Source organism: Lentzea sp. NBRC 102530 (genome assembly GCF_030269365.1).
Classification (GTDB): Bacteria; Actinomycetota; Actinomycetes; order Mycobacteriales; family Pseudonocardiaceae; genus Lentzea.
Map to the genome: position 1 here is coordinate 298,309 of NZ_BSTF01000004.1, position 13,068 is coordinate 311,376.

Below are 13,068 nucleotides of genomic sequence, written 5' to 3' on the forward strand. Positions count from 1 at the left end.
CTTTTCTTCCCGCTTCTGCCGGTCGGTGGCGCAGAAGGCGTTGTTCGCTTCCTTTCTGCCCTCCTTGACCGGTGAGATCAGGTCTCCCCAGTTCGGCATGAGGTGGCTGATGTCGCGGCTGGCCGCCGTGCGGATCGACACAGAAGCGGGCCGCTACCTGAACACGCCGGGCCGCACGCCGGAGTGGACCACCGCGGCACCGGCTGACCACAACGGTCTCGTCTGCCAACTGGGCCAAGTCCTCCCACTCGTCGGCCAGCGTTGACATGTACACGGGGAGCAGCCGGTCGCGTTCGCAGTCATGAGCGTTCCTTGGGGTCCTGGTGACCGCCGTTGCCCACGGACTTGTTCAGCTCCTTCCCCAGTTCCTTCGCGGGATGGACCAGATCGCCGTAGTTCGGCATCAGGTGGCTGACGTCCTTGCTGGCCACGGCACGCACCCAGTTCTGGCCGTCGAGCACCCCCTTGCTCATGGGCGAGTCCACACGGTCCGCCGCACGCCCGGCCGCGTAGCCGGGGTCGCCCATGTCCTCCCTGCGCGTGGTGAGCGGCGGTTGGTTCATCTTCTCGTAGAGCTCCTTGACCTTCTGCTTTCGCGCAGGCCCGCTCTCCTTCACACGGTTCGCCCAGTCGTCGACCTTCCGGCTCGTCCGCTGCGCGAAGTCGTCGACCTTGTTCATCGCGTTGTCGACGCCGTCCTGGATCCGCCTGTTCGCGTTGCCGAGTCCCTCACCGATGTTGTCCAGCGTGTCTGCTCTGGACACCCTGGTCGCCGAGTCGGACGCCAGTTCCGCCGCGCGCTGGTTGCCATGGCGGCTGTTGGGCATCTGCCTGCTCAGCGCGGCCAGGTCGTCGGCCTGCCTGCGCATCGCCTCGCCGGCCCGCTTCGCCAGGGAGCCGAGCTTGTCGAGTGCCTTGAACAGCTTGGCGACGAACCTCGCGATCTTGGTACCGATCTCGACGGCCTTGGTGATCGCGCGGGTGATGAAGGCCGCGATCGAGGCGCCGGCGGTGGGAACGGCCGACGCGGCGGCCGGGATGCCCCACATCAGCAGGGTTCCCGCGAGGTCGGCGAGCAGGTCGCGGATCAACGCCCTGGTGGCGGCGACGACAGCACCGGCCACCTTGACCTTGTTCGCCGCCGAGGAGGCCGCGGCGGCAGAGCCCTGCAGTTGTGCGACCAGGGTGCCGCACCGGGTTCGGTACGCGTCGGCGGCGTCGCCGGTCCAGTCCGCGAGCGCCTTCGCCTGGTTCTGGTAGGCGGTGGCCTCCTCGTTCAGGCGTTTGGCGATGTTGTCCCAGGTCTTGCCGACCGCCTCGATGGCCGGCGGGTCGCCCGCGAGTTTGTCGAAGGCATCGCGGACGAAGCCCACGTTCTCGATGATCCAGCCGACGACGGACGAGGCGAGAGTGCCGAGCGGGTCGGTGAGGAGACCGGCGACGTCGAGCACCATCGCGGCGCCGTCGATGCCGAGCGCGACCGGGTCGATGTCGTTGCCCTCGAGGAACGGCCTGACCAGATCCTCGCCGGTGTCGGCGAAGCCGGCGCCCGCGAGCCACTTCGGGTCTTCCTTCTTCTGCACGATCAACGGGTTGCTCATCGGTTCCTCCGCCACCGGGTCAGCGGATGCTGGTAGCGGGCTGTCACGTCGCTGTCTTCCTGGTGCGGAACATTCGGAAGGTGATGAAGAGCGCTACTGCGGGAACGCCCAGGAGACTGAGGACCGCGAGGCCCTTGCGCGGCTCATGGTTTTCGGCCAGTCCCCACTCCCAGCTTCCGCTGGACATCCCCGATCCGACGCGGGTTCTGGTCATCGGCACCTGCTTGCCGATGTCGTCGGGCGTCAAACCGGAGTCGTCGCTGACGTAGGAGTGGCGTCGGCCGTCATCGTCGGCGACGACGGTCGCCTTGCAGGTCCAGAGCAGTCCGAACACCCACCAGTTGCGGGCACAGGAAATGTCCTCGGCGTACCCCTTGCGTTCGCCACCGGACGCCACCTCGCCGCTGAACGTGACCGCTCCAGCGTGCGCGGTGTAGAGAGCCACGATCCACAGGACCACGGCGATCGCGATGCGCTTGATCATGATCAGCCGTCCAGTCCCCGGAAGGAGGCGCGGTTGCCGTCGTCGCTCTGCTGGTAGGTCTCCGCAGTCGAACAGAGGCTGTCACCGGTTGCCTCGAACGCCCTGGGCAGTTCGGCGAGCAGCGACTTCGCTTTGTCGAGTTCGTCGTTGAAGATGAAAGACCACACCTGGCAGAGTTCGCCCATCACGTTGGGGCCCAGACTCACCTGAGAGGCGGAGGCGACCTCCTGCAACGAAGGGGCGAGTCGGCCGACGAGTTGCTTGCCGTGGGCCGTGATGGCCTCGGACCGCGCCGCGAAGCCGCTCATCGCAGCACCGAGTTTCCGCCGAAGTCGTCGTCATCACCCTGGGGCGGAGCGGGGCGGCGTGGCGCGGGCTTTGGCTCCTCGATCGTGCCGGCCGGGTCGATCACGGCGATGCCCTGTTCTACCTGTTCGCGCAGGAAAGCCATGCCCTCGCCGTCGCCGAGCAGTGGCCGCATCGTGTCCTCGATCTTGCGCGCGGCTTCGACCTGGGCACGGCGGATGGTGTCCATGATCGTGCGGCCCAGGGCGGTGTGGCCCAGGTCGTCGGCCCTGGGAGTGAGCTGGAGCGACTCGATGCGGCCGCCGGAACCAACAGTGACGATGACGGAGCCGTCCGGGCTCTGGGCCTCGGTGCGGGACTCCCGGAACGCGGTCTGGATGGCGTTCGCCTGCTCCTGGACCTGCTGGAGTCGCTGCTCGAAGTCGGCGAGGTACTGGTGCGGATCGATCACGACCGGATGATCCCATTCAACCGAACTCTCCGCGCACGATTCGGCACAATGCGTGCATGGTCAAGCCGCTTGTGACGGGGGAGATGAGGGAACACGCCCGGCGCGTGCCCAACAACTGGCTGCACGTGATCGACCCCGCGCACGACATGGCCGGCGGCGTTCCCGCCGAGGCTGTGATCGGCCGGTATCTCGTCGACGCTCGGGGTGAGATCACCGACCAGTACGTGCCGAATCCTCGGTACCAGCCGTGTGAGATCACCTTCGAGAACGACCTCGAGTCGGTGATGTACCTAGTGCAACGCGGATACGAGGACAAGCAGGCGCTCGTGGACACGGTGCTGGCGGCCGAACTGGTGCTGCCCGCCGATCCGGCTCGCGAGCCGCGTGGACATCTGGTGATGCGCGGCGACATCGTGGACGTCTTCGCCTCGGAACAGGCCCGGCCGCGTGACTGGCCGCCGCACTGGCACCGCTTTCACGGGGTGGAGCTGGCCGTTGTCGTCGACGGGCTGGAGCGGCCGGTCACGTTGCTGCTGACAGCGCAGGGCGGGGTTCAGTTCGAGATTCCCGGCGACCTGCTCGTCGACGGTCTGCGCGCCGTGATCTCGTGACAACGGGAGCGCAGCCGGCCAGACGCAAGGGGGGCCAACGGCGGATGAAAGCCGTCCGCATCCTGCACCAGATCTTCGGCTTCCTGATCATTCCCGTTCTCGGGTACCTGCTCGGCGCGACGATCTTCAACTACTTCTCGAACAAGGTCGAGACCGAAGACCTGAGCGAAGCCAGCCACATCATCGTCGCTACCTCGTGCGACCGGCACGGTCCGGTGACCTTGCGTGGCTTCGGCTGGGTGTACGAGTGCCGGGCCACGGTCACGAACAAAGTCAACGGCAACGTCGTGACGGCGACCGCGCGAGGGTTTCTCCGTCCCGAGCTCATCGGCAAGCAGGTGGTGGGTGAAGGGTTCAACCGCGGGGACCTGTATCCCGTGCGTCCCTACGCGGGATGGGGCATGGTCCTGCTCCTGCCGTTCGGCGTTCTTTGGTTGTACGTGTACATCGCCGCGGTCTGGCCGCTGCTGCCCGAACGGCGCGAGCCCCGCCCCCTGCCCGTTCGCTATCAACGGCCTGAGAACTTGTCAGCGCCCAGTCGTGCGGTGCGCGTCTTTGGCGGACATCGGCGCACGTGGCTGTTTTACGTCTTCGTCGTCGGATGTCTGTGGCTGCTCGTGTCGTACACGTTCGAGGACGATGTGATCGCCTCCGGTGTCAGGACCGCGTCCTGGACGGTGATAGCCCTCGTGATCATCGCTGTCGCCTGGCGGGCGTTCCGGGAACCGATGGTCGCGATCTCCCCGGAGGGAATGGAGTGGCGCGGAATGAACCTCGGCTGGGCCGAGATCCAGGATGTGCGCCTGACTCGTCGTCACGTCCTGATCATCCAGCCACGCAACGGCAAGGCCGCGCGGATCGGCAGATTCGGCACCGAGCAGGCAACCCGCGTCCACGTGGCCATGGGGCACTTCAGCCAGGCCACCTACGTCCGCGAGGGTGCTGACGGACGAGCGTCGACATGATCGTCGGCTCGACATCCGGACTGGAGACGACTGCAGACGTTGAACTGTCAGGGTGTCGCGCTGCCCTCGTGACCGGGATCGTCCCAAATGGATCGACCGGGGATGACGCGGACGCTTCGATCGACGTGCTGATCAACTTCTTGTCCGGGCAGGTGAATCCCGGCAGGGGCGCAGCCTGCTCGCAGTAGGTGTTCTCGCTGCCGTCGGCGCTGCCTCGATCCCACGTCGGAAGATCGGGGTAGGTGATGCGGAGGTTGTCGATGAGCTCCGCGAGCCCGCCCCTGAGCTGTTGCCTCGGATTTGCCGATGCCGTCCCGCTCGCCCAGGCCGTCGCGGCGTTGGGCGAGCTCGAACTCGCGCGCAAGCGCTTCAGGCTCGGCTGCGCGGCACGGGTGATCAGGAAGTCGACGTGGCCGTACGACAGCCCGGTGCGGCTGCGTGCGGTGATCACGATGGGGTGATCCCCGTGGTGGCGTCGATCGACGAACGCCCCGCGTTGCGCCGATCGGCCTAATCTCCCGCCATGCGGACGAGGCTGACCCCCATGCAGCAGGCGGTGGTGGACGCCGGTCGCCCGCTGCCCCAGCTCACCGATCCGCTGGAGGTCGAGCTCCAGGTGAGCGCGGTCGCGGGACCCTTCGCCGACAACGAGGAACTGTGGGAAGTCGTCGTGAGGCACCTGGGCGAGGTGCCGAGTCGGCGTAGCGCCGCGCTCCTCACCGCGCTCGGGCACGTGCTGCCCGGCAGGCCCGGCAACTGGGCCAGGGAGGCGGCCAAGCACCAGCCCGGGCCGCAGTGGGATCTGGGAGCGCTTTCATTCGGGGAGTGCTGGATCGGGGACCGGTCGATCGATGCCGGATATTTGGCACTGTTGTGCAGTTATGCGTACGGGGATGTGCCTCACGCGATGGTTTTCATGATCGACGAAATCAGCGGGAGTCTCACTCGGCACGCCTTTCTCACACGGCAGGTCGAGGAGGCGCTGGCTCGGCTGAGGGACGAGATGCGGTTGGAGTTGATCACTCCTGAGGCGGCTCATTGGCTGCTCAGCCGCAGTTACGACCGGTTCGAGCGGCGGCCCGGGCTCGGGGTGAGCCTGGACGTGCACCAGACCCGGTTGGTGGCGCGGCGGCGTATTGCCCTTGCGATGAATTGACGTGGGTGTGCGCATCGCAACGTGGCGATTCAGCCGACTGTGCAGATTGTCTGTAGCTCGATCGGGGGTGGGCTATTACTGTCCGGGTTGTCGATCACAGGGCGGAGGGATGGTCGTGGCCGCTCTTCTCGGGCGTGATGATCAGGCCCTGAGTCGGGTGCCGGATCAGGCGCGGCACGGGTGGGTGTCCGTTGCCACGCAGCGGTTCGGGCAGACGACGGCGCTCAGCCAGTTGCTGCTGGGGGCGACGCTCGGGTTCGGGATGTCCTTCTGGGACGCGGTGCTGGCGTTGACGGCCGGGGCCGTGCTGCTCAACGTCGTCGCGGTGGGCGTGGGGGTCATCGGGCAGCGGGAAGGGCTTTCCACCGCGCTGCTCAGCCGGTGGACCGGGTTCGGGCACGCCGGGTCGGCGGTGCTGGGGTTGATCATCGCCCTGTCCTGCACCGGGTGGTTCGGGGTGCAGACCGGGTTGGCGGGGGCGGCGCTCGCCACGACGGCCGGGGTGCTGCCGGCGCCTGTGTGGGCCTTGTTGTTCGGGATCGTGGTCACGGTCATCGCGGCCTACGGGTTCCGGTGGATGGCGTGGACCTCGTACGTGGCGGTGCCCGCGTTCCTGGTGTTGCTGGGGTGGGTGTTGCTCACCCACGTCAACGCTGTCGGGGCCGCGTTCAGCGCGCCACCGGGCAACTCGATCGGCATGCTCACGGCCATCACGCTGGTGACCGGCAGCTTCATCGTCGGGGCGGCGATCGCGCCGGACATGACGCGCTTCCACCGCAACGGGTGGGACGTCGTCAAGCAGACGGTTCTCGGGATCACGGCCGGCGAGTGGGTCATCAGTCTCGTGGGGGTGCTGCTGGCGCGGGGGCTCGGCACCACGGACGTCCTGGGGGTCGTGACCGGAACCGGTGGGTGGATCGGGGCGCTGATCGTCGTCACGGCGGTGCTGAAGATCAACGACTGGAACCTCTACTCCGCCTCGCTCGGGCTCGTGAACTTCTTCGACGCCGTGTTCCGCGTCCGGATCAGCCGCGCGCAGGTGACGGTCATGGTCGGGTGCGCGGGCAGCTTCCTCGCGGCGGCCGGGATCGTGCAGCAGTTCAGCCACTTCCTGGTGCTGCTCGGGGTGGTGTTCCCGCCGGTCGCGGGGATCATGATGGCCGAGTACCACGTGGTGCGGAGGTGGCGGCACGAGATGATCTCGACGCGCCCGTTCGTGCCCCGGTCGGCGCCGTCGTGGGTGCCCGCGACGGTGGTCATCTGGCCCGTCTCGGCGATCCTCGGCGAGGTGCTGCCGTTCGGGCAGTCCAGTGTGAACTCGCTCGTGCTCGCGTTCGGCCTGTACGTGGTCGCCGGGCGCTTCGACCTGCTGCAGATGCGGACGCGCCGGGCCACCACCCGCAAGATCGGCGAAGCGAAGGCCGCCTGACGTGCACATCGGGATCGACGTCGGCGGCACCAACACCGATGCCGTGCTGGTACGGGGACGGACGGTGCTGGCCTCGTGCAAGGCGACGACGACGGCCGACGTGACGGGCGGGATCGTCGCGGCGATCAGCGGGCTGCGGCACGCGTTCGAACCGCGGCAGGTCACCGCCGTCATGATCGGCACCACGCACTTCGTCAACGCCGTCGTCGAGGGACGCGACCTCGCGCGCACGGCGGCGGTTCGGCTCGGACTTCCCGCCACCACGGCACTTCCGCCGTTCGTCGACTGGCCGGACCGGCTGCGGCAGGCGATCGGCGGCCACGCGTACCTCTGCCACGGCGGGCACGAGTACGACGGCCGGGTCATCTCACCGCTGCGGGAGGACGAGCTCGAAGCGGTGGCCGAGGACCTCGCCGCCAAGAACGTCGAGTCCGTCGCCATCTCCTCGGTGTTCTCCTTGGTCAGCAACGAGTTCGAGCGCCAGGCCGCGGAGGTCCTCACCGCGCGCGTGCCGGGACTGCTGGTCAGCTTCAGCCACGAGATCGGGCGGCTCGGCCTGCTGGAGCGGGAGAACGCGACGATCATCAACGCCGCCCTGCGCGTGCTGGCCGGGCAGATCGCCGACGGCCTCGCGGACTCCCTCCGGGCCCAGGGCGTCGACGCGCCGCTCTACCTCAGCCAGAACGACGGCACGCTGATGGACCTGGACCACGCGCGCCGCCACCCGGTCGCCACGTTCGCGTCCGGGCCCACGAACTCCATGCGCGGCGGCGCCTTCCTGGCCGGCGCGGACGACTGCGCGGTGATCGACGTCGGCGGCACCACGACGGACATCGGCGTGCTGCACCGCGGTTTCCCGCGCGAGGCGTCGTCCGAGGTGCTGATCAGCGGCGTGCGCACCAACTTCCGGATGCCCGACGTGCTGTCGGTGGGCATCGGCGGCGGCAGCGTGATCAGGGACGACGGGGGCACCGTCCGGATCGGCCCTGACAGCGTCGGCTTCCGGCTGGCGGACGAGGCCCTGGTCTTCGGCGGCGACACGCTCACCGCCACCGACGTCGCGGTCGCCGCGGGCCTCGCCGACATCGGGGACCGCGCACGCACCCGCCACCTCGGCCGCGCGTTCGTCCAGGCCGCGCTCGACCAGATCCAGCACCGCGTCGACCACCGCCTCGACCGCACGCGCACGAGCCCCGAGCCGATGCCCGTCGTGCTGGTCGGTGGTGGCAGCGCGCTCGTGCAACGGCTCGAGGGCGCGAGCAAGATCGTCCGGCCGGAGCACCACGCCTTCGCGGGCGCCATCGGGGCCGCGATCGCCCAGGTCGGCGGCGAGGTCGACCGGGTGTTCACGATGGCGCCCGGCACCAGGGACGAGGTGCTCGACGGGGCCAGGCAGGAGGCCGTCGACCGGGCCGTCGCGGCGGGTGCCAGGGCGGGCAGCGTGCGGATCGTCGAGGTCGAGGAGATCCCGCTCGCCTACCTCCCGGGAAACGCGAGCCGGGTGCGGGCGCGTGCGGTGGGTGATCTGCTGCCGGGCCACTAGTGTCTCGCCCATGCACCTGCTCGGGCCCGACGAGGTGGACCAGCTCGCCCTGGGCGTGGTCGTGCTCGGCAGCGGGGGCGGAGGCGGCGAGCACGAGACCCACGCGTTCGCGGCGATGCTGCGGCACGAGATCCGCCAGAGCGGCCCGGTCACGGTCCTCACGCCCGAGGAGGCCGACCCCGAGGGGCACGGCATCCGGGTGGGGCTGATCGGCGCGCCGACCGTGATGATCGAGAAGCTGCCCAGCGGCCGGGAGGCCGAGGAGGCGCTGAAGGCGTTGCAGGCGCACGACTCCACGCCCGTCACGGCCGTCATCGGGTGGGAGATCGGCGGGTGCAACGGCCTGTTGCCGCTGATCCTGGCCGCGCGGCTGGGCCTGCCCTACGTCGACGTGGACGGCATGGGGAGAGCGTTCCCGCGCATCGACCAGACGACGTACGCGGCGGCCGGACTGCCCACGACCCCGCTCGCCATCACCGAACCCGGCGGCAACCGCGCGGTGCTCGACGCGACCGGCATCGAGAAGCTCGCCCGCACCGTCATGGTCGACTTCGGCGGCTGGGCGATGATGGTGGCGAAGCCGCTCAAGCTCGCCGACGCGATCGAGTCGGGCATCGCGGGCTCACTTGAGAGAGCGCTCTCACTCGGCGAGATCTGGTCGCGCGAGGAACTCACCGTCGAGCAGCGGGCCCAGGAATCCGGCGGTTTCCACCTCGCTCGCGGGAAGGTCGTCGAGGTCTGGCGGGAATCTGTCGGCGACTTTCCGCGGGGAACGGTGGCGCTGCGCCGCCTGGACGCCGACGATGCGTACGTGCGCCTGGAGATGCAGGGGGAGTACCTCGTCGCGCTCGTGGACGGCGAACCGCTGGTCACGACGCCCGACCTGCTGTGCTGCCTGGACGCGGAGACCGGTCACCCGCTGACCACCGAACGACTCGGGTTCGGTGCGGTGATCGATGTGGTAGCGCTCCCATCGCCACCCGAATGGGTGCCTGCGGCGATGCGGTCCAGAGTGGACCCGAGGGCGTTCGGCTACGACCTCGGCTACGTGCCGTTCCGGGGCGCCGAGTGATCGAGGACGCCGGCTCCCTCACCGTCAGGGACCTGCTGGAGATCGGCGTGCTCGGCGAGGCGGCGCTGCTCGCGGGCGAACGCGGCGTCGACACCGAGGTCGGCGACGTGCGGCTGGCGGCGGACCTCACCGCCGTCGAGGCGTGCGCGGCGGGCGACCTGGTGATCCTCACCGGGCACCAGCCGTACCTCGTCGAGGTGGCGCTGCGCCGGGCCTACAGCGCGGACGTCCGCGCGGTCGTGCTGTGCAAGCCCGCGACCGGCGTCTACCAGACCCCTTCCGCCGCCACGACCTCGTTCGCGAACCGCCTCGGCGTGCCGTTGCTGGAGATCACCGCAGACGACCCGCTGCTGGTCGCCGACGCCCTCAGGACGGCCGTGCGGCGTCCGGAGGTGAGTGCGGCCAGGCTGCTCAACGCCGTCACCGCACGCCTGGGCCGCAGCCGGACCGACCCGCGTTCGGTGACCACGATCCTGGCCGGCGAACTGCACGTCAGCTGCGCGGTGATCAGCGCGGACGGCACGGCGATCGAGGGCGTCGCCCCGCCCGGCCTGCCGCCGGAGGTGCTGGCGGGCTCCGTCGCCGCCACGACCGAGCTCGAGGAGGGCTTCGCCGTCGCGGTGCCGGTGGAGACCGACCGGACCGGGCACGTGCACCTGTGGCTCGTCTCGCACGGCCGCGGCCGCAACAAGCGGTGGGCCGAGACGGTGCTGCAGATCAGCCAGGTCGCGTCGTGGGCGCTCGGGAACTGGGTCGCCGCCGAACGCCTCGAAGCCGAACGCCAGGCCCGCTCGCGCGGCTCGCTGCTGACGGAACTCCTCGCGTCCGGCGACGACGTGCCGCCTCAGCTCGTGCAGCAGGCCGTGCTGGCCGGCTGGCGCCTCGACGGCTGGCACACCGGCATCTACGCGATGTCGGCCACGCCCGGCATGCTCGACACCGCGGGCACCGAACGGCTGCGCGTCGAACTCACCCGGCGCGGCCTGCACGGCCAGCTGGTCGAGAGCGCGGACGGCTGGAGCTTCTGGCTCACCAACGACTCCGAGCCGCCCCAGTCGCAGCACCGCGAGCTGACCACGAAGATCGCCCAGGCGCTCGGCTGCTGCCCGCTCGTCGCCGGCATCGGCCGTCCGCACCACGGGGTCGCCGGCGTGGGCAAGACCCTGGCCGAAGCGCGCGAGGCCGCCGGGATGACCGGCACGGCCAAGGTCGTGCACATCGACGAACTGGGCGTGCGCCGGTTGCTGTCGATGGCGGCCGAGACGCCGGCGCTGGTCGAGCAGGCCACCCGGCTGCTCGAACCGCTGGCGGGCACCGAGGACGGGCAGCTGCTCCGCACCCTCGCGATCTACCTGGACGAGGAGTCCGTGACGTCCTCGGCTGCGGTGCGGCTCAAGGTCCACCGCAACACCGTGGCGCAGCGCATCAACCGTGCCGAGCAACTGCTCGGCGTCAGCCTGCTGAACCCGGACGAACGCCTCGCCGTGCACCTCGCCTGCCGGGCGGTGCGCGCCGGCGACGAGTGATCAGGTCGGCACGAACGCGGGCAGCACGGCGTCCACCTCGAACCCGCCGTCGTCGGTGGGGCCGGCCGTGAGGGTGCCGCCGACCATCTCGACGCGGCCGCGCAGCCCCAGCAGACCGGAGCCGGTGCCGGGCAGCGCGAGGCCGGGCGCGGTGGACGGCCTGGTGTTGCGGATGACCGCGCGGACCGTGCTCGGTCCACTGTGGATCGTGATCTCCGTGTGCGCGCCGGGCGCGTGCTTGTGCACGTTCGTCAGGGACTCCTGGACGACCCGGTACATCGTGCGGCGCACGGCGGGGGAGACGGTGTCGGCGTCACCGTGCTCGGTCAGCGTGACCTCCAGCGCGGAGTCGGCGACGAGCCGGGACAACCGGTCGGGCAGCACGTCGGGGATCCGCGCGGCCCGGCCGGACCGCAGCACCCCGACCAGGTCGCGCGTCTCGGCCAACGCCTGGCAGGCCGCCGTGCGCAACTCCTCGGCGGCGTGCCGCGTGCCGTCGTCCTGCGCGGCCATCCGCAACGCCCCGGCGTGCAGGATCATCAGGTTCAGCCGGTGCGTCACGACGTCGTGCATCTCGCTGGCGAGCCGCGTGCGCTGATCCGCGCGGACCTTCTCGGTCAGCAGCTCCCGTTCCCGTTCGGCGAGCGCCTGCCCGAGGCTGCGCCGGGTGCCGAGGTAGAGGCCGAGGAGCCCGGCGATCACGATCAGGCCGGGCCCGGCGAGGTTCGGCACCACCCACGCCCCGGCGCCGACCGCCCACGTCACGGGGTGCGCGAACATGAGCCAGCGGTGCCTCGGCGCGTGCGCGGCGACCGAGTACGCCGACACCAGCGAGGCGTAGGTCGGGGTGAGCAACGAGAGGAACGCGATCACCAGGCTCGACTCGGCGGGACGCGTGCGCCGCCACCACAGCGCCGCCGCCGAGAGCAGGTGGACCGCCACGTAGAAGGAGAGCGGCGCGACCACGAGCCGCGACGGCAGGTCCAGGGTGAACTCGCGCGAGAGCCCCAGCGCTGCCACGAGCAGCGCCGGCGCCACATCGGCGGCTCGCCTCACGCGGGTGACGATACTGGCGGTTTTGTGCCTTGGATCACCTACTGGAGCAGGGGGATGACCCTACTTTCGCAGGTGGCGACACCCGATCATTCCGCCTGCCGGACGCGCACGTCCGGTGGCTGCAACTGGGCTTTTCGGAACAGCGCCGTCCACAGGAAGTCCTTGCCGAACCGCGGCGAGTCCGGGGGCTCCTCCGTCATGCGGCGCACCTCCACCTCGGTCAGGTCCTGGAAGATCCACCGCAGCTCGTCGGGCGTGTAGCCGACACCGCCGCCGAGGTCTGCCCGGTACAGGTCGCCGTCCGGTGCGGCGGTGCCCTCCTCTGCGGTGAAGCAGGTGAGGGCGAAGTGGCCGCCGGGGACGAGCACGCGGTCGAGCAGGGCGAGGTAGCCGACGCGGCGGTGCGGCGGCAGGTGGTGGAAGCAGCCGGAGTCGTAGACCAGGTCGTACGAGCCTTCGGTCGTGAACGCGTCCCCGTGCCGGAAGTCGATGGCGAGGTCCTCGGCGCGTTCGCGGGCCCACGTGATCGCGGTGGCCGAGATGTCCACGGCGTCGACCTGGAAGCCGTTGCGCGCCAGGAAGAGCGCGTTGCGGCCGGGGCCGCAGCCGACGTCGAGCGCGCGGCCGGGTTGGAGCACGCCGCTCTCGACGTGCGCGACCAGGTTCTCGTCCGGTTTCGCGACGAAGAACGGGACCTCGCGGGTGCGGTCCGCGTAGAAGCGGTCCCACCAGTCACCGGGCTGCGCGGGCAGCAGTTCGTCGAGCAAAGTCATGACGTCGTCGATCGTGCGCACGTGCCGATTCAACAGCAAACCCCCAGGTAGATGCCTGTTTCAGGATATCAGGGGCGGCGGTCTCGTGAGGCGTG

The 13,068-nt window shown here is 69.9% G+C and carries 15 protein-coding genes; 9 read left to right on the plus strand and 6 right to left on the minus strand.

Translation table 11 applies throughout. The annotated features are described in order from the left end of the window. The first annotated feature begins 97 nt into the window (after positions 1-97). On the plus strand, positions 98-265 hold the full coding sequence (locus QSK25_RS12885) for a hypothetical protein (RefSeq protein WP_285638267.1): 168 nt from the start codon (positions 98-100) through the stop codon (positions 263-265). Positions 266-299: 34 nt separating this feature from the next. Here the strand turns inward: QSK25_RS12885 and QSK25_RS12890 are convergent, their stop codons facing one another. The 4 genes from QSK25_RS12890 to QSK25_RS12905 are packed head-to-tail and all read right to left on the minus strand — an operon-like array spanning position 300 to position 2,842. After that, the gene (locus QSK25_RS12890) at positions 300-1,601 is read right to left on the minus strand and encodes a WXG100 family type VII secretion target (protein WP_285638271.1); all 1,302 of its coding nucleotides are present in this window, start codon (positions 1,599-1,601) and stop codon (positions 300-302) included. A 43-nt stretch (positions 1,602-1,644) separates the two neighbouring features. Then, positions 1,645-2,085 (minus strand): DUF6346 domain-containing protein, encoded by a 441-nt coding sequence (locus QSK25_RS12895; protein WP_285638273.1) that lies wholly within the window; start codon positions 2,083-2,085, stop codon positions 1,645-1,647. 2 nt (positions 2,086-2,087) lie between these two features. Further along, positions 2,088-2,393, minus strand: coding sequence for a hypothetical protein (locus QSK25_RS12900; protein WP_285638275.1), 306 nt, complete (start codon positions 2,391-2,393; stop codon positions 2,088-2,090). After that, positions 2,390-2,842, minus strand: a complete 453-nt coding sequence (locus tag QSK25_RS12905; RefSeq protein ID WP_285638277.1) for a YbaB/EbfC family nucleoid-associated protein — start codon at positions 2,840-2,842, stop codon at positions 2,390-2,392. The genes QSK25_RS12900 and QSK25_RS12905 overlap by 4 nt, the downstream gene beginning before the upstream one ends. Before the next feature lie 56 nt (positions 2,843-2,898). Between QSK25_RS12905 and QSK25_RS12910 the strand changes: the two genes are divergently transcribed. The 8 genes from QSK25_RS12910 (at position 2,899) to QSK25_RS12945 (ending at position 11,144) form a co-directional block, all read left to right on the plus strand. Continuing rightward, positions 2,899-3,453 carry a type VII secretion system-associated protein gene (locus QSK25_RS12910; RefSeq protein ID WP_285638279.1) on the plus strand — a complete coding sequence of 185 codons (555 nt, stop codon included), beginning with the start codon at positions 2,899-2,901 and terminating at the stop codon, positions 3,451-3,453. Positions 3,454-3,497: 44 nt separating this feature from the next. Beyond that, entirely contained in the window at positions 3,498-4,418 is a 921-nt protein-coding gene (locus QSK25_RS12915) for a DUF6346 domain-containing protein (RefSeq protein ID WP_285638281.1), read from the plus strand. Positions 4,419-4,678: 260 nt separating this feature from the next. Beyond that, positions 4,679-4,879 (plus strand): hypothetical protein, encoded by a 201-nt coding sequence (locus QSK25_RS12920; RefSeq protein ID WP_285638284.1) that lies wholly within the window; start codon positions 4,679-4,681, stop codon positions 4,877-4,879. An 83-nt stretch (positions 4,880-4,962) separates the two neighbouring features. Beyond that, positions 4,963-5,574: a hypothetical protein gene (locus QSK25_RS12925; protein WP_285638286.1), complete on the plus strand. Its 612-nt coding sequence runs from the start codon at positions 4,963-4,965 to the stop codon at positions 5,572-5,574. A gap of 115 nt (positions 5,575-5,689) precedes the next feature. Beyond that, a complete protein-coding gene (locus QSK25_RS12930; protein WP_285638288.1) occupies positions 5,690-7,003 on the plus strand; it encodes a purine-cytosine permease family protein in 1,314 nt (437 codons plus the stop codon). A gap of 1 nt (position 7,004) precedes the next feature. Beyond that, positions 7,005-8,546, plus strand: a complete 1,542-nt coding sequence (locus tag QSK25_RS12935) for a hydantoinase/oxoprolinase N-terminal domain-containing protein (protein ID WP_285638290.1) — start codon at positions 7,005-7,007, stop codon at positions 8,544-8,546. A gap of 10 nt (positions 8,547-8,556) precedes the next feature. After that, positions 8,557-9,618 (plus strand): S-methyl thiohydantoin desulfurase family protein, encoded by a 1,062-nt coding sequence (locus tag QSK25_RS12940; RefSeq protein WP_285638291.1) that lies wholly within the window; start codon positions 8,557-8,559, stop codon positions 9,616-9,618. After that, positions 9,615-11,144, plus strand: coding sequence for a helix-turn-helix domain-containing protein (locus QSK25_RS12945; protein WP_285638293.1), 1,530 nt, complete (start codon positions 9,615-9,617; stop codon positions 11,142-11,144). The genes QSK25_RS12940 and QSK25_RS12945 overlap by 4 nt, the downstream gene beginning before the upstream one ends. Here QSK25_RS12945 and QSK25_RS12950 read toward each other — a convergent pair whose 3' ends face one another. Both QSK25_RS12950 and QSK25_RS12955 read right to left on the minus strand, forming a co-directional pair. Beyond that, the gene (locus tag QSK25_RS12950; protein WP_285638295.1) at positions 11,145-12,200 is read right to left on the minus strand and encodes a sensor histidine kinase; all 1,056 of its coding nucleotides are present in this window, start codon (positions 12,198-12,200) and stop codon (positions 11,145-11,147) included. Positions 12,201-12,286: 86 nt separating this feature from the next. Beyond that, on the minus strand, positions 12,287-12,994 hold the full coding sequence (locus QSK25_RS12955) for a class I SAM-dependent methyltransferase (protein WP_285638297.1): 708 nt from the start codon (positions 12,992-12,994) through the stop codon (positions 12,287-12,289). Positions 12,995-13,068 lie beyond the last annotated feature (74 nt).

Excerpts from the sequence above, each read along its gene's own strand:
- QSK25_RS12900 (WP_285638275.1), bottom strand. The coding sequence starts at position 2,393 with ATGAGCGGCTTCGCGGCGCGGTCCGAGGCCATCACGGCCCACGGCAAG.
- QSK25_RS12890 (WP_285638271.1), bottom strand. The coding sequence starts at position 1,601 with ATGAGCAACCCGTTGATCGTGCAGAAGAAGGAAGACCCGAAGTGGCTC.
- QSK25_RS12915 (WP_285638281.1), top strand. The coding sequence starts at position 3,498 with ATGAAAGCCGTCCGCATCCTGCACCAGATCTTCGGCTTCCTGATCATT.
- QSK25_RS12940 (WP_285638291.1), top strand. The coding sequence starts at position 8,557 with ATGCACCTGCTCGGGCCCGACGAGGTGGACCAGCTCGCCCTGGGCGTG.
- QSK25_RS12920 (WP_285638284.1), top strand. The coding sequence starts at position 4,679 with ATGAGCTCCGCGAGCCCGCCCCTGAGCTGTTGCCTCGGATTTGCCGAT.
- QSK25_RS12910 (WP_285638279.1), top strand. The coding sequence starts at position 2,899 with ATGGTCAAGCCGCTTGTGACGGGGGAGATGAGGGAACACGCCCGGCGC.
- QSK25_RS12895 (WP_285638273.1), bottom strand. The coding sequence starts at position 2,085 with ATGATCAAGCGCATCGCGATCGCCGTGGTCCTGTGGATCGTGGCTCTC.
- QSK25_RS12885 (WP_285638267.1), top strand. The coding sequence starts at position 98 with ATGAGGTGGCTGATGTCGCGGCTGGCCGCCGTGCGGATCGACACAGAA.
- QSK25_RS12925 (WP_285638286.1), top strand. The coding sequence starts at position 4,963 with ATGCAGCAGGCGGTGGTGGACGCCGGTCGCCCGCTGCCCCAGCTCACC.